14 protein-coding genes are annotated in these 17,845 nt (G+C 68.2%); 5 read left to right on the top strand and 9 right to left on the bottom strand.

Going from position 1 to position 17,845, the window contains the following annotated elements; genetic code table 11:
• Positions 1–356: 356 nt before the first annotated feature.
• Positions 357–3,680 (bottom strand): bifunctional lysylphosphatidylglycerol synthetase/lysine--tRNA ligase LysX, encoded by a 3,324-nt coding sequence (gene lysX / locus F9C11_RS01055; protein ID WP_409183084.1) that lies wholly within the window; start codon positions 3,678–3,680, stop codon positions 357–359.
• A 295-nt stretch (positions 3,681–3,975) separates the two neighbouring features.
• Here lysX and panB point away from each other — a divergent pair, with 295 nt between their 5' ends.
• Positions 3,976–4,866 carry a 3-methyl-2-oxobutanoate hydroxymethyltransferase gene (gene panB, locus F9C11_RS01060; protein WP_409183085.1) on the top strand — a complete coding sequence of 297 codons (891 nt, stop codon included), beginning with the start codon at positions 3,976–3,978 and terminating at the stop codon, positions 4,864–4,866.
• A gap of 44 nt (positions 4,867–4,910) precedes the next feature.
• Here the strand turns inward: panB and F9C11_RS01065 are convergent, their stop codons facing one another.
• Both F9C11_RS01065 and F9C11_RS01070 read right to left on the bottom strand, forming a co-directional pair.
• Positions 4,911–5,849 carry a cytochrome c oxidase assembly protein gene (locus F9C11_RS01065; protein WP_409183086.1) on the bottom strand — a complete coding sequence of 313 codons (939 nt, stop codon included), beginning with the start codon at positions 5,847–5,849 and terminating at the stop codon, positions 4,911–4,913.
• Positions 5,850–5,865: 16 nt separating this feature from the next.
• Entirely contained in the window at positions 5,866–6,822 is a 957-nt protein-coding gene (locus tag F9C11_RS01070) for an undecaprenyl-diphosphate phosphatase (protein ID WP_409183087.1), read from the bottom strand.
• Between the two features lie 234 nt (positions 6,823–7,056).
• Here F9C11_RS01070 and F9C11_RS01075 point away from each other — a divergent pair, with 234 nt between their 5' ends.
• Both F9C11_RS01075 and pip read left to right on the top strand, forming a co-directional pair.
• Entirely contained in the window at positions 7,057–8,031 is a 975-nt protein-coding gene (locus F9C11_RS01075; protein WP_409183088.1) for a right-handed parallel beta-helix repeat-containing protein, read from the top strand.
• Between the two features lie 129 nt (positions 8,032–8,160).
• Positions 8,161–9,105 (top strand): prolyl aminopeptidase, encoded by a 945-nt coding sequence (pip, locus tag F9C11_RS01080; RefSeq protein ID WP_409183089.1) that lies wholly within the window; start codon positions 8,161–8,163, stop codon positions 9,103–9,105.
• Between the two features lie 56 nt (positions 9,106–9,161).
• On the opposite strand, the gene F9C11_RS01085 is transcribed toward pip, so the two are convergent.
• The 5 genes from F9C11_RS01085 to F9C11_RS01105 form a co-directional block, all read right to left on the bottom strand.
• Positions 9,162–9,965 (bottom strand): ABC transporter permease, encoded by an 804-nt coding sequence (locus F9C11_RS01085; protein WP_409186781.1) that lies wholly within the window; start codon positions 9,963–9,965, stop codon positions 9,162–9,164.
• A gap of 15 nt (positions 9,966–9,980) precedes the next feature.
• Positions 9,981–10,862, bottom strand: a complete 882-nt coding sequence (locus tag F9C11_RS01090) for an ABC transporter permease (RefSeq protein ID WP_409183090.1) — start codon at positions 10,860–10,862, stop codon at positions 9,981–9,983.
• Positions 10,863–10,987: 125 nt separating this feature from the next.
• On the bottom strand, positions 10,988–12,196 hold the full coding sequence (locus tag F9C11_RS01095; protein ID WP_409183091.1) for an extracellular solute-binding protein: 1,209 nt from the start codon (positions 12,194–12,196) through the stop codon (positions 10,988–10,990).
• A 26-nt stretch (positions 12,197–12,222) separates the two neighbouring features.
• A complete protein-coding gene (locus F9C11_RS01100; protein ID WP_409183092.1) occupies positions 12,223–13,299 on the bottom strand; it encodes an ABC transporter ATP-binding protein in 1,077 nt (358 codons plus the stop codon).
• Positions 13,300–13,331: 32 nt separating this feature from the next.
• Complete coding sequence (locus F9C11_RS01105; protein ID WP_409183093.1) at positions 13,332–14,747, bottom strand: gamma-aminobutyraldehyde dehydrogenase; 1,416 nt, start codon at positions 14,745–14,747, stop codon at positions 13,332–13,334.
• A gap of 113 nt (positions 14,748–14,860) precedes the next feature.
• Between F9C11_RS01105 and F9C11_RS01110 the strand changes: the two genes are divergently transcribed.
• Both F9C11_RS01110 and F9C11_RS01115 read left to right on the top strand, forming a co-directional pair.
• Positions 14,861–15,604 (top strand): FadR/GntR family transcriptional regulator, encoded by a 744-nt coding sequence (locus tag F9C11_RS01110; protein ID WP_409183094.1) that lies wholly within the window; start codon positions 14,861–14,863, stop codon positions 15,602–15,604.
• 32 nt (positions 15,605–15,636) lie between these two features.
• Positions 15,637–16,377, top strand: coding sequence for a cache domain-containing protein (locus F9C11_RS01115; protein WP_409183095.1), 741 nt, complete (start codon positions 15,637–15,639; stop codon positions 16,375–16,377).
• Here F9C11_RS01115 and F9C11_RS01120 read toward each other — a convergent pair.
• Positions 16,367–17,794 carry a PucR family transcriptional regulator gene (locus F9C11_RS01120; protein ID WP_409183096.1) on the bottom strand — a complete coding sequence of 476 codons (1,428 nt, stop codon included), beginning with the start codon at positions 17,792–17,794 and terminating at the stop codon, positions 16,367–16,369. The two genes, F9C11_RS01115 and F9C11_RS01120, sit on opposite strands and share 11 nt — an antisense overlap.
• Positions 17,795–17,845: the final 51 nt, after the last annotated feature.

Consider the following 17,845-nt stretch of genomic DNA (forward strand, 5'->3'; position numbering starts at 1 on the left):
GGGGAAGCAGCGGAATTCCGCGGGCGCTGGATTCCGGCTGGCGGCTGGCGGCTGGCGGCTGGCGGCTGGCGGCTGGCGGCTGGCGGCTGGCGGCTGGCGGCTGGCGGCTGGCGGCTGGCGGCTGGCGGCTGGCGGCTGGCGGGGCCAGATCAGCACTGCGCCCGCGCCGCCGCAACCCCGTTTAACCACGTGGGAGCGAACCCGACCGACAGAGACCAGCCTCCCTGCTAGACGAACAACCGGGAACAGCAACCATCTGCCGAACCGACGACCCGCTCACCATCACCGCCAACCGGTCCACCCCAAGCCCCGACCTGCCCATCGGCAGACGCGAACCCGACCGGCAGAACCCAGCCTCACCCCTGCGGACGAACGAACGGGAACAGCACCGTCTGCCGGATCGACGTCCCGCTCAGCATCATCAGCAGCCGGTCCACCCCCAGCCCCAAACCGCCCGTTGGGGGCATGCCGTGTTCCAGGGCCAGCAGGAAGTCCTCGTCCAGCTCCATCGCCTCGACATCACCGCTCGCCGCGCGCAGCGATTGCGCTTCCAATCGGCGGCGCTGTTCCAGCGGGTCGGTCAGCTCCGTGTACGCGGTTCCGACTTCCGAGCCGAAGGCGATCAGGTCCCAGCGTTCGGCCAGGAGGGGGTCGGTGCGGTGCTGGCGGGTCAGCGGCGAGACTTCGGTGGGGTAGTCCGTATAGAAGGTCGGCAGGACCGTCGAGCCTTCGACCAGGTGCTCGTGTGCCTTCAGGACCAGGTCGCCCGCGCTGGCTTCTTCCGGGGCCGGGACTCCGGCGGCGGCGCACAGTTTTCGCAACGTGGCTATCGGTGTGCCTGAGTCGATCTCCTCGCCAAGGGCATCCGACACGGCTTTGTGCACCGGGATCACGGGCCAGTCGCCGGAGATGTCGTGTTCGACGATGCGGCCGTCGGCGTCGGGGCGTCGCACGATCTGTGCGCCGTACGCTGCTTCGGCGGCGTACTGGATCAGGTCGCGCATCAGGTGGCGCATCGCGTTGTAGTCCGCGTACGCCTGGTACGCCTCCAGCATCGTGAATTCCGGGTTGTGGGTCGCGTCCACGCCCTCGTTGCGGAAGTTGCGGTTCAGCTCGAAAACCCGCTCGACGCCGGCCACGCACAGCCGCTTCAGGTACAGCTCCGGAGCGATGCGCAGGTACATCCGCATGTCGTACGCGTTGATGTGCGTGACGAACGGCCGCGCGTTGGCGCCGCCGTGAATGGTCTGCAGCATTGGGGTTTCGACCTCGAGGAAGTCGCCCTGGTGCAGGCGTTCGCGGACGGCGCGGACGACCGTCGAGCGCAGGCGGAGCATATTCGCGGAGTCCGGGTTCACCGCGAGGTCCAGGTAACGCTGGCGGACGCGCGTCTCCGGGTCGGTCAGGCCCTTTCGCTTGTCCGGCAACGGGTGCAGGCACTTCGCGGTGACGGTCCATTCGTCCACGAGCACCGACAGCTCGCCGCGGCGGGTCGTGATCACCTCGCCGCTCACGCCGACGTGGTCGCCCAGGTCTACGCCCGTGCGCCAGCCGGTCAGGTCGAGGACCTTCGCGTCGAGCATCAGCTGCAGTTCGCCGGAGAAGTCCTTGATCCGCGCGAAACACAGCCCGCCGAGGGTGCGCAGGGCGAGCACCCGCCCGGCCACCCGGACGCGTTTTCCGGTGTGCGAATCCGGTTCCAGGCCGGAAAACGCGTGCGCGATGTCGCCGAGGTGGTCTTCGCGGGAGAAGCCGACCGGGTACGGGTCGACCCCGAGTTCCCGCAGTTTGTCCACTTTGGCCACTCGCACGCGGACCTGTTCCGGACGACGCTTGGCGCGCGGCACGACCTGCGCCGCCTCCTCGTCGATCCGCCGGACCTGGGCGACGAAGTCCTCCCCCACGTTCTCCAGCCGCAGCGACCGCGCGCGTCCGGTGGGCACGAAGCCTTCCAGCGCGCCCGCGACGATGCCGACCCGCGGGAGCCGGCGCGCCGAGGAGTAGCAGAGGAACCGCGGTTCCCAGTCCGGGCCGTACTTGGCGTTCGAGCGGTACAGCGATTCCAGCTGGAAGAACCGCGACGCGACGCCGAGCACCGCCCGCCACGCGCGCAGCACCGGGCCGGCGCCGATGCGCTCGCCTTCGGAGAACACCGCGCGGAACATCGCGAAGTTCAGCGAGATCCGCTGCGCGCCGATGTGCTGTGCGGCCGCGACGACCTCGGCGACCATGAACTCGTTGAGCCCGTTTTCCGCGTCCCGGTCACGGCGCATCAGGTCGAGCGAAAGACCCCGGCGGCCCCACGGCACGAACGACAGCAGGCCGCGCAGTTCGCCGCGCCCGTCGTACGCCTCGACCATCACGCTGCGGCCGTCGCTCGGGTCGCCGAGGCGGCCGAGCGCCATCGAGAAACCGCGCTCGGTCTCGTCGACACGCCACTGCTGCGCGCGAGCGAGCAGCTGCACCATCTCGTCTTCGGGGATTTCGCTGTGCCGCCGGACCTGCGCGGTGTACCCGGCGCGCTGAATCCGTTTCACCGCCTGCCGCACGGACTTCCGCTCAGGGCCGGTGAGCGAGAACTCTCGGACGTCGAGGACCGCTTCGTCGCCGATCTGCAGCGCGCGCAGCCCCGCCGCGGCGTACACCTTCGCGCCCTTCTCGCTCGCGCCGAGCACGCCTGGCGTCCAGCCGTACGTACGCGCTTCGTGAAGCCACGCCTGCACTGCGTCCGGCCACGCGTCCGGGTCGCCGATCGGGTCCGCGCTCGCCACTGTGGTGCCAGCGAGCACGCGGTACGTCACCGCGGCGCGGCCGTTGGGCGCGAACTTGACGCTCTTGTCGCGACGCGTGGCGAAGTAGCCGAGAGAGTCGTCCTCGCCGAACTCTCCCAGCAGACGGCGCAACTGCAGCTCTTCGTCGTCTGTCCGAATGCGACGGCTGCGTACGCCGCGGAAGAGCGTGTACAGCGCGGCGGTGGACACGAAGGTCGCGCCGAGGTCGAGAACCACGTCGATCCACGCCGGACCTTCGCCGACGCCGATCCGGCGCAGTTGCAAGTTCTCGCCGGTGGCGTGGTTGACCACCCAGGCGAACCGCTCCCACGCGTCGCCAAGGCTGCCCGGGAACACCTCGGTGAGTGCCCAGCCGAGCACGATCACCCCGAGGAACCCGACGAACAGCACGGTGAGCCCGTTCCACCAGGCCCCCGGGGCGAGCCGGGCGGGGAACGCCGGACGCAGCGACAGCAGGAACACGATCAGCAGGATCGAGATCACGTCGGCGACGGCGAGCGCGCCCACCTGCGTGGGGATGTGCCGCATCTGCCGGGCGTTGAGAGTCAGCAGGTCGGGAGCCCACAGCAGCAGCGCCTGCAGGATCAGCGTGGTCACCAGCCCGGCGACCTGGAACAGCACCAGCACGTACAGCGCGGCCTTCTTGCGCCTGCGCAACGCCGCGCCGAGCACGACGAGCAGCAGCACGATCACCAGGCTCGAACTGGTCGGCACGCTCAGCACGCCGAAGGCCATGTCGATGCCGTTCAGCAGGTGCCCGTGCCGTCCGCCGGCGAGCAGCAGCACGACCGAGAAAAGCGCTGCCAGCTGCACGACAGTGGCCACGAGACCGCCGGCGCGGGCCTTCCAGCCGAGGCTGCGCGAGCGGGCGCTCACTGGGGTTCCCATCGGATCCTTCCTGTGCGGCGCAGCCGCTCCGTTGAGGGAGGGGGTGGGGCGGCAGCCGGGCTTTCTTGCGGCGCACCCGGGTCAGGGGACGCGCCGGACCTTCTCACCACCGGGCGCATATCGGCCCGATGCCTAACAAGACGTCACAGGAAGCAAAACGGTTGTCGCTACCCGGCCGTGTGAAGCTGGTCGCACGACCTTGGGGCCCTCCGGCGCGCGTGTCACGCTGTGTCCGGTACTGACTCCACGACCCGGGGACCTCCGCGAGGCCTCGAGGGAAGGACGGTCGACGACGATGTCTGCCCAGTCTGCCCAACCCGACGGCGCCTCCGGCGAGGTGGCTGCCCCTTACGGAACCGGCCCGGCGACGGGCGCCGGTCCGAGCAAGCCGCGAAAAGTCCGGATTCATCATCTGCGCGAGCTGAAGGACCGCGGCGAACCGTGGCCGATGCTCACCGCTTACGACATGTATACCGCCGAGCTTTTCGACGAAGCAGGCATCCCCGTGCTGCTGGTCGGCGACTCCGCGGCGAACAACGTGTTCGGTTACGACACGTCGCTGCCGGTCACGGTCGACGAACTGCTCCCGCTGGTCCGCTCGGTCACCCGGGCGGTGAAACGGGCGCTCGTGGTGGCCGATCTGCCGTTCGGTTCCTACCAGCTGTCCCCGGAGCAGGCGCTGGCCACGGCTGTGCGGTTCATGAAGGAGGGCCGCGCGCACGCGGTCAAGCTCGAGGGCGGGCACCGGTTCGCGCCGCACGTCGAGGCGCTCACCTCGGCCGGGATCCCGGTCATGGGCCACATCGGCTTCACCCCGCAGAGCGAGCACAACCTCGGCGGCTACCGGGTGCAGGGGCGCGGCGAAGCGGCGGAGAAGCTGCTCGCCGACGCGCTGGCCCTGCAGGAAGCCGGCGCCTTCGCGGTCGTGATGGAGATGGTGCCCGCCGAGGCGGCCAAGCGCGTCACGCACGAGCTGAAGATCCCGACGGTCGGCATCGGGGCCGGTCCGGACTGCGACGCCCAAGTGCTGGTCTGGCAGGACATGGCCGGGCTGCGCCGCGGCAAGGCGCCGCGGTTCGTGAAGCGGTACGCCGACGTCGCCGGGGTGCTGCAGAGCGCCGCCACGGCGTTCGCCGAGGACGTCCGGCGCGGCGAGTTCCCGGCGCCGGAACACGCGTTCCACTGAGCTGCCTCGTGAGTGCTGATCGCGGTTAGAACCGTGATCAGCACTCACGAGCGGCGGAACCGTTCGGCGAGTTCCGGATCGTTTTCCCACCACAATCCCTTCGCCGGGGCCTCGCCCGCCGCTGCCTCCTCGTCCAGTTTCCGGTCGAGCCGTTTCGCGCGTTGCTCGTCGTCGCGCGCCCATCGGAGGAAGAGCGCGCCGACGAACGGCAGCCCGGCGACGTCTCCCCCGATCCACAGCACGCCCGCGCCGATGATCTGGTCGGTGCGCCGGTCCGGTCCCCAGTCGCGGTGCACCGCGTCGTAATGCGCGGGCGCGAGCAGCGGGCCGAGCCACAGCACGAGCCCGAGCGCGCCATCGAACACCACTTCGGTGAACGAGATCCACACCGACACCAGGTGCGAACCGTGGCGCGGCGTCGGATCGAGCTGTACGCGGCTGTAGAAGTACAGGAAGCCTGCCAGGACAAGCGCGACGCGTACGAGACCGCCGATGACCGCTGACTCCAGCGAAAGCTCGTACAGCGGCGTGAGGTAGATGAGCAGGAACGGCGCGATCAGCACCACGGTGACGCACAGCGGGAAGGTGATGAACTGCGCGAAGCGACCACGGCCGTGCGTACGCAGCCACGCGGCGAGCGTGGGCGGCGCGGTGCGCATCAGCAGCGTCACGGGCGCGCCGAGCGCGAGCAGCAACGGCGTGACCATCAGCAGCACGGTGTTCTGCGTAGCGCGGACCCAGAACAGCGTCGTGTCGTAGACGCCGAGGAACGAGCACGTCACGAAGACGAGCGTGGCCAGCCCGGCGAGGAACGCCATCGTCCGGCCGGCGGTCCACTCCTGACGGCGAGCGGCCGCGAGGTAGCCGACGCCGAACGCGAGCGCGACAAGGACGGCCGGGACGTCGAAGGTCCAGGCCGTCAACAACGTCGATCCGCTCAGCGGCGGCAGGTCAGGCACGATTTCGATGCGTTCAGTGTGCACCCGCCGAAATTGCGCCTTACGCCGCCCCCGACACCCCGAAGAAGACCAGACTGCCGATTCCGGCGACCGCGCAATAGATGGCGAAGGGGGTCAAGGTGCGCGTTTCAAAGTATTTCGTCAGAAAACGGACAGAAATGTAGGACGCCACGAAGGCCACCGCACTGCCGACCAGAGCCGGGCCGAGCGACGGCTTGTTCTCCGGGGTGAACAGCGTCGGCATCTTCAGCGCACCCGCGGCGAGGATCACCGGGGTCGCCAGCAACCAGGCGAATCGGGCGGCGTCCTCGTGGTCGAGCCCGCGCCGCAGGCCGGCCACCATGGTGATGCCGGAGCGGCTGATTCCGGGCAGCAGAGCCAAAATCTGGGCCGAACCGATGAGCACGGCCTCCTTCACGCTCAGCTTCGACAGCCGGACGTCAGTGGCCTCGTCGACGGTCACCGCGCGCAGCACCATCGTGTCCTCGGCGCTGAAGTCGATCGTCTCCTCCTCGCGCGCGACCCGCGAGACCTCCGCCTTGGGCTTCCGGGAGAACTTCTCCGCGGCGTAGAGCACCCCGCCGTTGAGGGCAAGGAAGATCGCCGACGGCACCGGTTTGCCGAGGACGTCGCGCAGCAGGCTTTCCAGCAGCAGCCCGGCGATCCCGACCGGGATCGTGGCGAGGATGAGCAGCCACGCGAGCCGCTGGTCGGCCGTGCGGACCTCGCGGCGGCGGATCGACGTCCACAGGCCGGTGACGATGCGCACCCAGTCGCGCCGGAAGAAGAGGATCAACGCGATCGCGGTGGCGACGTGCATCGCCACGAGCACGGCGAGATACGGCGAATCCTTTCCGATGCTCAGGTCGCGTCCCCAGCTGCCGCCGACGAGCGCGGGCAGCAGGACGCTGTGCCCGAGACTGGACACCGGAAACAATTCCGACACGCCTTGCAAAGCGCCGACGACAATGGACTCGAGGTAGCTGACCGCGGACATTCGCGAAGCCTTTCTTGCCGCAGTTCGGGCATTCCGCGGAAAAGCTACCGAGGTTCGGGTTAACTCCGAGCAAGCCGGGCCGGAACAGAGGCGGGCGACACTTTCCGGCCACCCCTTGTTCACCCTGTTCACATCCATGAACATCAATCATGTACTTGACCAGTGTTCTCCCGATGTCTTAGCGTGAGCGCACGCCGCATCCGAAGTCATCGAGCCTCGACGAGGAGGGTTGGAATGCGCGTCCGCGATCGAGTTCTGGCGGCAACCGCCGGAGCCGCAGTTTTGCTCGCACTCGCCACGCCCGCGGCGTCGGCCGGGACCGTCCCGGTCAAGAACTCCGCCGAGCTGAAGACGGCGCTGGCCTCGGCCAAGCCGGGCACCACGATCCAGCTGGCCGCGAACACCACCTACACCGGCAACTTCAAGGCCGCCGCCAACGGCACCGCGAACGGGCGGATCACCCTCACCGGCCCGCGCAGCGCGGTCGTGCAGGCGTCCGGCGGCCGCACCATCGAGCTGACCGGCAGCTACTGGACGCTGTCCGGGTTCACCGTCACCGGCGGCCAGAAGGGCGTGATGGCGCTCGGCGTCAACCACACGCTGGTCGACGGGCTCAAGGTGACCGGCATCGGCAACGAGGGCATCCACTTCCAGCACGGCAGCAGCGACAACGTCGTGCAGAACTCCGAAATCTCCGACACCGGCAAGGAAAACGGCGGGTTCGGCGAGGGCATCTACTTCGGTTCGGCCAAGAGCAACTGGCCGGACGGGCAGCCCGACCACAGCGACCGCAACAAGGCGATCGGCAACAAGATCGGGCCGAACGTGCGCGCGGAGTCGATCGACGTCAAGGAAGGCACCACCGGCGGCGAACTGCGCGGCAACACCTTCGACGGCACCGGGCAGAGCGGCGAGAACTACGCCGACAGCTGGGTCGACGTGAAGGGCAACGGATACCTGGTCACCGGCAACAAGGGCAGCAAGGTCTTCGTGCACGACGCGACCTACGGCGCGTTCGAGGTCCACGTGCAGCTCGACGGCTGGGGCCGGAACAACACCTTCTCGGACAACACCGCGGACGTGCAGGCGCCCTCGGCCTACGGGTTCTACGTGGTCAAAGCGGCCACCGGGAACAAGGTCTGCGCCAGCAACAAGGTGACGAACGCCGGGAAGGGCTTCGCGAACGTAGCCGCGACACCAGGCTGCTGACCGCGATCACAGACGGGGGCCCGCTCAGCCCGGCGGCGGGGGCGGGCCCCCACCCTTTTCCTCATGAGTGCTGGCACTCCCGACCCCCACGTGGAGCGGCGGCGCCTGGCTTCGGGAAGAGTGTCCGGCATGGACGAGCTTTACCCGCCGACCCCGGTGCGCGCCGACGGCATGCTGGACGTCGGCGACGGGCACCGGATCTACTGCCAGGAAGCCGGGAACCCGCGCGGCAAACCGGTGGTGGTGCTGCACGGCGGGCCAGGCAGCGGCACCGCCCCGATGACCCGGCGGCACTTCGACCCCGAGGCGTACCGGATCATCCTGTTCGACCAGCGCGGCGCCGGCCGCAGCACGCCCAACGCGGGCGACGACCTGTCGGCGAACACGTTGTGGCACTTGGTCTCCGACATGGAGAAGCTGCGCGAACGGCTGAACATCGAGCGCTGGCAGCTGTTCGGCGGATCATGGGGTTCGACGCTCGCCCTGGCGTACGCGGAAACCCATCCCTCGCGAGTGTCCGAAATGGTCTTGCGCGGCGTTTTCACCGTGCGCCAGCGAGAATTGGACTGGCTTTACCGCGGTGGCGCGGCGAATCTCTTCCCCGCGGAGTGGGACGACTTCCTGGAGCCGCTGAACGAGCAGCAGCGGGAAGATCCGCTCGCGGGATACGCGGAACTACTGCACTCCCCCGACCGCGCGGTGCGGGAGCGGGCCGCGATCGCTTGGAGTGTCTGGGAAGGCGCGACGGTGGCATTGCTGCCGCAACAGTCCTTTGTGAACCAATACGCGAATCCGCAGTTCGCGCTGACCTTCGCTCGCCTTGCGGTGCACTACTTCCGACATGGTGCTTGGCTCGAAGAAGGCCAGCTGATCCGGGACGCGGGGAAACTCGCCGGAATCCCGGGAGTTTTGGTGCAGGGGCGTTATGACGCGGTCTGCCCGCCGATCACGGCGTATCAGCTGCATCGGGCTTGGCCTGGCTCAACGCTGAAACTCACCGAGTCCGCAGGGCACGCGGTCACCGACCCGGGGATTCTCGCCGCTCTCCGCGAGGCGACCGACAGCTTCCGTTGAAAGCCGTGAGGGGAACCCTGATTCCCTCAGGGTTCCCCTCACGGACTTGTACCGAGCTAGATCCGGCCGCCGCTGGAGCTGTCGCCGCCGGAAAGCCGCTGTGCCAGGTAAACCGGCACCGTGGAGACGATGATCAGCACCGCCGCGACCACGTTGACCACCGGGGCCTGGTTCGGCCGGAACAGGTTGTTGTAGATCCAGATCGGCAGCGTTTCCATGCCGGTGCCGAGGGTGAACGTCGTCACGATGATCTCGTCGAACGACAGCGCGAACGCGAGCAATCCGCCTGCCAGCAAAGCGGACCGCAGCATCGGGAACGTCACCAGGCGGAACGTCGTCATGCCGTCCGCGCCGAGGTCCATCGACGCCTCTTCGAGATTCCCGCCCATCCGGCGCAACCGGGCGACCACGTTGTTGAACACCACCACGATGCAGAAGGTGGCGTGCGCGACGATCGCCGTCATCAGCCCGAGGTCGAGGCCGAAGATCGTCCGGAACGCGTTGTTCAGCGCGATGCCGGTGACGATGCCGGGCAGCGCGATCGGCAGGATCACCAGCAGCGACAACGAGTTCCGGCCGAAGAACCGGTACTTCTGCAACGCGAACGCGGCCATCGTGCCGAGCACCAAGGCGATCGCGGTCGCCGAGAGCCCGGCGACGACGCTGGTCCACAAGGCGTGCAGGGCGCCCTCGTTGGTGATCGCCCGGCCCCACCATTCCAGCGTGAAGCTCTTGGGCGGCCATCCGAACGTGGTGTCGGCGTTCACCGAGTTCAGCAGGACCACCAGCAGCGGGAAATAGATCACCGCGAATCCGGCGCCGAGCGCGGTCCACAACAGCACCCGGGCGGGTTTCGACATCCGCACGGCGGTCTCCTAGAGGTTGTCCAGCGCACCGGTGCGACGCACCGCGGCCAGGTAGACGAGCATGATCACGACCGGAACCGTCGCGACGGTCGCGGCGAACGGCAGGTTGTTGGCCGCGCCGATGTTGTCGTACACGACGTTGCCGAGCATCTGCGAGGTGCCGCCGACGATCTTCACCGCGATGTAGTCGCCGAGCGACAGCGAGAAGGTGAAGATCGAGCCCGCGACGATCGCCGGGAAGGTCAGCGGCAGGATCACCGAGCGGAACGTGCGGAACGATTTCGCGCCGAGGTCGCCGGAAGCGTCCACCAGGGACACCGGAAGCCGTTCGAGGCCCGCGTAGATCGGCAGGATCATGTACGGGAGCCAGAGGTAGGACAGCGTGATCACGGTGGCGGTGACGCCGTATCCCGGGCCGGACAGGCCGAGCGGGTCCAGCAGCCAGTTCAGCACCCCGTTGCCGGACAACAGGGTCCGCCACGCGTACGCCTTCACCAGGTAGCTCGCCCACAGCGGCGTCATCACCATGATCACCAGCACGCGCTGCGCCTTGGGCGACGCGAGCTTGGCCATGGCGAAGGCCATCGGGAACGCGATCACCGCGTCGATCACGGTCACCAGCAGCGCGATGCCGACGGTGCGGAACGTGATCGTGCGGTACACAGAATCACTGAAAAGAGTGACGAAGTTGTCGAAGGACCAGTCGGTGACCACCTTGCCGGTGAAGACGTCGGTGGACCAGAAGGCCGTGATGAAGAGGGCGGCGAGCGCGCCGAGGTAGGCCAGGCCGAGCCAGAGCATCGGAGCGGTGAGGAGAAGGCCGAGGCGCAGCTGGGGTTTGCGGTGGAAGAAAGCCGAGATGCGGTGACTCGGCGGGCTCACGGCGGTCATGTCTTAGCGCTTTCGGGTGCGGAAGGGAGAAAAGCCGAGGGCTGCGGGAACATTGGGGAGGGCCCGCAGCCCCCGGCGGACTCGCGGATGCCGGCGCGGTGGGAACCGGCATCCGCGAGAGTCGATCAACCCTTGATCTCGGTCCAGGCCCGGGTCCAGTCGCCGTAGTCCTTGCACTTGACGTCCGTGCGGCCGTCGAGGCACTGCGGGATCGGCGTGGTCCAGTACTGGATCTTGGCGGCGTACGCGGCGTCGTTGGCGTGGTAGGTGTCGCACAGCGACTTGTCCTTGAACTCCGCGCAGGCCTTGGAGTTCGCCGGGGCCTCGCCGAAGTACTCGGCGACCTGTGCGTTCACCTTCGGGCTGGTGATGTAGTCCATCCACTTGTACGCACACGTCTTGTGCTGCGACTTCGCGGCGACCATCCAGGTGTCCGACCAGCCGGTCGCGCCCTCGCTCGGCACCGTGGCCGCGACCGGCGCGCCCTCGCTCTTCGCGAGGTTCACCGTCACCTGCCAGGCCGTGCCGATCACGCCGTCGCCGCTCTTGAGCGACTGCGTTTCCTTGAGGTAGTCCGACCAGTACTCCTCGACCAGCGGGCGCTGCTTCTTGAGCAGGTCGGTGGCCGCCTTGAACTGCTTGTCGTCCAACGCGTACGGGTTCTTGATGCCGAGGTCAGGCTGGTGCGCCATCAGGTACAGCGCGGCGTCGGCGATGTAGATCGGCGAGTCGTACGCGATGACCTTGCCCTTGTACGGCGACTTCTCGTCGAACATCGGCGACCACGACTTCGGCTCCGGCTGCACCTTGTCGGTGCGGTAGGCCAGGACGTTCGCGCCCCAGCCGTGCGGGATGCCGTAGGCGACGTTGTTGACGCTGTTCCACGACTTGTTCTTGAGGAACGGGTAGATGTCGTTGTAGTTCGGCACGAGCGCGGTGTTGACCGGCTCGACGTCGCCCGAGGCGACCAGCCGCAGCGAGGCGTCGCCGGACGCGGAAACCACGTCGTACTGCCCGGTCTTCATCAGCGTCACGGCCTCGTCGGAGGTGCCGAACGGCTTGACGTTGACCTTGCAGCCGGTCTGCTGCTCGAACGGCGTGACCCAGTTGACCTTCGCGTCGTTCGAGCCGTTTTCCGCGTAGCCGGGCCACGCCAGCACGTTCAGCTGGCCTTCCGGCTGTCCGAGCTGCGTCAGCGCGTTCAGCTTCGGCGGCGTGAAGCCCTGTGCGCCCGGCGCCGACCCCGCTTTGGAGTCGGAGCCCGAGGTGCCGCAGGCGGCGAGCAGGAGGCTCACGCCGCACAGCCCTGCGAGCAGCGTCTTCCTGTTCTTCATAGCGAGAGAAACCTTCCCGTGAGGAACTAGCCGGCTTCGGGGACCCGGAAACTGTGTTCGCGGCGCCAGCGCAGGCGGACGCGACCGTCGGCGAACTCGGTCGGCTCGCTGGTGTTCTGGCGGACAACGGACAATTGGCCCCCGGCATCGAGCGCGACAGCGTAGCGCACCGTCGAACCGGCATACACGACATCCGTGACCGAACCGGTCGCGGAAGTCTCTCCGGGACCGGCCGGAGACGCAAGGTCTCCGTCGATGCGGATCTTCTCCGGCCGGATGCTGTACACGCCCGGCCTGCCGATCACCGCCTCCGCACTACGCCCGCTGAGCAGGTTCGACGTGCCGACAAACCCTGCCACGAAAGCACTTGCCGGGCGTTCGTACACCTCGACCGGAGTACCGACCTGTTCGATGCGGCCCGCGTTGAACACGGCGATCCGGTCGCTCATCGTGAGCGCCTCGTCCTGATCGTGGGTGACGAAGACGAAGGTGATGCCGACCTCGCGCTGGATCTGCTTGAGCTCGACCTGCATGGTCTGGCGCAGCTTGAGGTCAAGCGCGCCAAGGGGTTCGTCCAAAAGCAACACTTTCGGGCGATTCACTAGAGCGCGGGCAAGTGCTACACGTTGCCGTTGCCCACCGGACATCTGCGAGGGTTTGCGGTCGCCGTAGTCCTCCAGCCGCACCGTGCGCAGCGCTTCCTTCGCGCGCTCGCGGCGTTCGGCTTTGGCTACCCGCTTGACTTTCAGCCCGTACTCCACGTTCTGCTGCACCGTCATGTGCGGAAAGAGCGCGTAGTCCTGGAAAACCGTGTTCACGTCGCGGTCGAACGGAGCCAGCTGGCTCACGTCCTTGCCTTCGAGTTCGATCGTGCCCGCGGTGGGCAGTTCGAATCCGGCGATCATCCGCAGCACGGTGGTCTTGCCGGAACCGGACGGGCCGAGCATCGAGAAGAACTCGCCGGGCGGGATGTCGAGGTCGACCCCGTCCACGGCACGCACCTTGTCGAAGTGCTTTTCCAGTCCGGTGAGCCGGATCGCCGGCTGCGCGGACTGCGGACGCCTTCCCGGCGGCCGGGTCTCGGCGGGGGCTTGATGGGGCATGACAGGCCTTCCGATGGATCTGGTCACGACGGCTACAGCGCACTCATCACGTGCTTGACGCGGGTGTAGTCCTCGAGGCCGTACAGCGAGAGGTCCTTGCCGTAGCCGGACCGCTTGAACCCGCCGTGCGGCATCTCGGCCACGAGCGGAATGTGCGTGTTGATCCACACGCAGCCGAAGTCGAGTTTCGCCGAGAACTTCATGGCGCGCTGGTGGTCCTTGGTCCACACCGAGGAGGCCAGGCCGTAGGGAACCCCGTTGGCGTGCTTGAGCGCCTCGTCGTCGTCGGTGAACCGCTGCACCGTGATGACCGGGCCGAAGACCTCGTTCTGGATGATCTCGTCGTCCTGGCGGACGCCGGAAACCACGGTGGCCTCGTAGAAGTAGCCCTCGTCGCCGGAGCGCCGTCCTCCACAGTGGACAGTCGCGTGCTCCGGCAGCCGGTCGATGAAACCAGAGACCTTTTCCAGTTGCGCGGCGTTGTTGAGCGGGCCGAACGCGACGTCGTCGCCGGTGCCGGTCTTGTTCGCCTCGGCCTGGCGGGTGAGCGCGTTGACGAACGTGTCGTGCACGTCGTCGTGTACCAGCACCCGGGTGGCGGCGGTGCAGTCCTGGCCGGCGTTGAAGTACCCGGCCGCGGCGATGGCTTCCGCGGCGGCTTCGAGATCGGCGTCCGGGAACACGATCACCGGGGCCTTGCCGCCCAGTTCGAGGTGCACGCGCTTGACGTCGTGCGCCGCCGAACCGGCGACCTCGATGCCCGCCCGCACCGAGCCGGTGATCGACACCATCGCCGGAATGTCGTGCTCCACCAACGCTCGTCCGGTGTCGCGGTCGCCGCAGATCACGTTGAACACGCCGGCGGGGAGGTGCTCGCCGCAGATCTCGGCGAGCAGCAGCGTGGAGGCGGGCGTGGTGTCGGACGGCTTGAGCACGATGGTGTTGCCCGCGGCGAGCGCCGGCGCGATCTTCCAGATCGCCATCATCAGCGGGTAGTTCCAGGGCGTCACCTGCGCGCAGACGCCGACCGGCTCGCGGCGGATGAACGACGTGTGGCCTTCCATGTACTCGCCGGCCGAGCGGCCTTCGAGAACGCGCGCGGCACCGGCGAAGAAGCGCACCTGGTCGATGACCGCGGGCAGCTCCTCCTCCATGGTCAGCGCGAACGGCTTGCCGGTGTCCCGCGCTTCGACGCGGATGATCTCCTCGCCGCGCGCCTCGAGCGCGTCGGCGATCTTCAGCAGTGCGAGCTGCCGCTGCGCCGGGGTGGTCTCGCGCCAGCTTTCGAACGCTTCCGCGGCGACCTTCAGCGCGCGGTCCACGTCCTCGGCGCCGGCCACCGGCGCGGTGCAGTACGCACGTCCAGTGACCGGGTCGACGATTTCCGCGACCTTTCCGGACAGCGAGTCGACGTAGGTCCCGCCGACGTAGTGCTTCAACTCCTGCACGCGTGCGCCTCCTGACTCTCCGTGGCAGGATGAAACATATAACTCCATATTTCAAATGACAAGGCCCTGGGGCAGGATTGGCTCCAACGGATGCCGAGACGGGTGGACCAACGATGCGCAAGGAGATGTCGAACAGCGCACGACTGGCGATGTTCGCTCCGCTGGAACAGGTGGGGCGCGCGGAGGCGGTCGCGGCGCGGCTGTTCGACGCCATCACGCTCGGTCTCCTCGACGACGCCGAGCAGTTGCCGAGCGAGGCCGAACTCGCCGCGCAGTTCCGCGTCTCCACGGTCACCGTGCGCGAGGCGCTCGCGGTGCTGCGGCAGCAGGGCCTCGTCGAAACCCGGCGCGGACGCGGCGGCGGCAGCTTCGTGCGCACGCCCGACTGGCCAGCGCAGAGTTCGTGGGCCGAGCGCCTGCGATTGGTCTCAATGGCTGAACTTCGCGACTTCGGCGACCACTACCTCGCCGTCGCGGGCTCGGCGGCGAAACTCGCCGCGGAACGCAGCACCCCCGAAGATCTCGAACGGCTGCGGCTCACCGCGGAAGACCTCCTCGGCGCGACCGGACCCGAGGCGACCCGCGCGGAACGGCACTTCCACCTCGAAGTCGCCGCCGCCGCGCAGTCCCCGCGGCTCACCAACCAGGAAGTTCAGCTGCAGAGCGAACACGGCGTATTGCTCTGGGCGCCCCTCGGCGACAAGGAAACCTGCCGCGGGTCTTACGCTGAGCACCAGGCGATCGTCTCCGCGATCGCCTCGGCGGACGGCGAACGGGCGCGCGCCTTGACCGAAGAGCACCTCCTCGGCGCGCTCGACCGGCTCGCAGATCTGCACCTGACCCTCGAAACGCCGTAAGCTCCGATGACCCGCACCACGAGGTGAGCATCGTGCCCGACACCCGCACGCTGACCGGCGAAGAGGTAGTGACCCAGGTTTCCTCCCTCGTCGAGGAGATTTTCGCGCGCCTGAAACCAGTTCTGGCCGCCGCCGAGACGCTGCTCGCCGAGTCCGGCGACCTGTCCGCCGAAGCACTGCACGAGATCCGACCGCAGGTCATCGAGGCGCTCGGCGGCCTCGTGGTCGGCGCGGGCTTCGTGAGCGCGCCGAACGTCCTGGCCGATCAGGAACTCGGTTTCGAATGGTGGACCTCCTGCCGCACCGACGACGGGTCGCCGGAACAGCTGTTCATCAGCCTCGATCCGGAAAGCCCCAATTTCCTGGACTACACGCGGCAATCGTGGTTCACCGTCCCGCGCGACAGCGGGCGACGGCATGTCAATGGGCCATACGTGGACTATCTCTGCACCGACGAGTACACGCTCACCTTCACCGTTCCCGTCACGCGCGGTGAGGAATTCGCCGGAGTCGTTGGTGCGGACGTGTATGTGCGCGAGTTCGAGCGCACGGTGAGTCGCCGGCTGCGCGCGCTCGGCCGGACCGCCGCGCTGCTCAACGCGCAGGGCCGGGTGATCGTGTCGAACAGCGTGCGGAAGGCGACCGGGTCGCTGGTGCGCGAAATCGACGTGCCCGCCTGGTGGGCGTCCGGCGCGGAACCGTATACGGCGCCGGACGGGATGACGTTGCGGCGGTGCGGGGATTCCCCGATCACGCTGCTGGTCACGACCTGATCTGGACCTGCAGGGCGAACCACAGTTCCGCGCGGACGCCGGGGGCGTCGAGGTCCCGGCCGAGCAGCTCGGCGGCTTTGGCGACCCGGTTGCGCAAGGTGTGCCGGTGCACGCCGAGTTTCGTCGCGGCGAGGTCCCAGTGGCCGTGGTGTTCGAGCCAGCAGCGCAGCGACAGCTCCAGGTCGCCGCGGCCGGTCCGGTCGAATTCCCGCACCGGCGCGAGGAGCTGGTCGGAAAACGCTTGCGCGGCTTGCTGATCGAGCAAGCCGAGCAGTCCGGCTCCGGCGTGGTCGGCGTAGCGGAGCAGCTCCACGCGCTGGGTTCGCGCCGCCTCGGCCGCTTCTTCCGCTTGCCTTAACGCAGTGGGGAATTCACTCGCAGCGGACAGTCCACTGTGGAATTCCCCGGTTTCCGCGACGATCGCGCTCACGTCGTCGTTCTCCGCCAGCACGATCAGCTTGTCTCCCCGATGCGCGGCGAACACTTGCCCAGCAAGGGTTTCCAAGCGTTCGTACAACGTGTTCCGGGCGGACTTGCTCCCGGCCACCGCGAGTACCGTCCACGGCTCGGGCGGAAGATCCGGTACCACCTCGCGGGCCAGCTCGTTGTGTCCGGCGGCGAGCAGCTCCAGCACTCCGGTATGCAGCTGGGACAGCGAGAGCCGCTGTGCCCGATCCTGTTCCAGCGCAAGGGAAAGCAGCGAGACGGCCGTGTTGACGATGTAGCGTCCGGTGCTGTCCAACGGTTCCGCAGTACCCACCGCCAACGCACCCCGCGTATGCAGAGTCTGGATGACGACCTCGTCGTCTCCATGGGACACCACGCGGGTGCCCGCGCGTAGCCCGGTGACGTCCAGCTTGACGCCGCGCGCTTTGGTCGATGACGCCTCGCGCACGCGTCCCGCAGAGTCGTAAAGGACGGCCCAGCCGTCGATGAGCCGCGCGAGCCGCCGCACCACTCCCCCGGCCCCGCTGCGGCCGACCGCGGTCCGGGTCAGCTCCTGTTGCGCCCGGCCGATCCGCACTGTCGCGGCGTACTCGTCGGCGGCGACCGACCGGGACACCGCGCGCGTGATCGCGATGAACGGCGTCTTCCGCGGCACCTCCAGCACCGGCAGCCCAACCTCGTCGGCGACCGCGACCAACGCGTCCGGCACCTTGGCGTGACTGAGCCCGACACCGAAACCGAGCCCGGCGACGTCCGCGTCGACCAGCCGCCGGATGTAGGGCGCGTACGTCGCGCTGTAGAGCGTCAGACCGGTCGTGAGCAGCAGTTCCCCGCCTTCGAGGAAGACCTGCGGATCGGTCAGTTCGGTGGGGTGCACCCAGCCGATCGGGCGGTCCAGCCCGGCCTCGCCCGCGACCACGCGCAGGCCGAGCGCGGGTTCGGCGGCCAGCGCCCGCAGGGTGAGTGCCATAACGGCCAATTGTAGCTGCCGAATTGGACAGAACGGCCAGCTGACGGCAGG

The sequence above is a fragment of the Amycolatopsis sp. VS8301801F10 genome (assembly GCF_046195355.1).
Classification (GTDB): domain Bacteria; phylum Actinomycetota; class Actinomycetes; order Mycobacteriales; family Pseudonocardiaceae; genus Amycolatopsis.

Coding starts and splice junctions, on each gene's coding strand:
- lysX (WP_409183084.1), bottom strand. CDS start 3,680: ATGGGAACCCCAGTGAGCGCCCGCTCGCGCAGCCTCGGCTGGAAGGCC.
- panB (WP_409183085.1), top strand. CDS start 3,976: ATGTCTGCCCAGTCTGCCCAACCCGACGGCGCCTCCGGCGAGGTGGCT.
- F9C11_RS01070 (WP_409183087.1), bottom strand. CDS start 6,822: ATGTCCGCGGTCAGCTACCTCGAGTCCATTGTCGTCGGCGCTTTGCAA.
- F9C11_RS01075 (WP_409183088.1), top strand. CDS start 7,057: ATGCGCGTCCGCGATCGAGTTCTGGCGGCAACCGCCGGAGCCGCAGTT.
- pip (WP_409183089.1), top strand. CDS start 8,161: ATGGACGAGCTTTACCCGCCGACCCCGGTGCGCGCCGACGGCATGCTG.
- F9C11_RS01085 (WP_409186781.1), bottom strand. CDS start 9,965: ATGTCGAAACCCGCCCGGGTGCTGTTGTGGACCGCGCTCGGCGCCGGA.
- F9C11_RS01090 (WP_409183090.1), bottom strand. CDS start 10,862: ATGACCGCCGTGAGCCCGCCGAGTCACCGCATCTCGGCTTTCTTCCAC.
- F9C11_RS01095 (WP_409183091.1), bottom strand. CDS start 12,196: ATGAAGAACAGGAAGACGCTGCTCGCAGGGCTGTGCGGCGTGAGCCTC.
- F9C11_RS01100 (WP_409183092.1), bottom strand. CDS start 13,299: ATGCCCCATCAAGCCCCCGCCGAGACCCGGCCGCCGGGAAGGCGTCCG.
- F9C11_RS01110 (WP_409183094.1), top strand. CDS start 14,861: ATGCGCAAGGAGATGTCGAACAGCGCACGACTGGCGATGTTCGCTCCG.
- F9C11_RS01120 (WP_409183096.1), bottom strand. CDS start 17,794: ATGGCACTCACCCTGCGGGCGCTGGCCGCCGAACCCGCGCTCGGCCTG.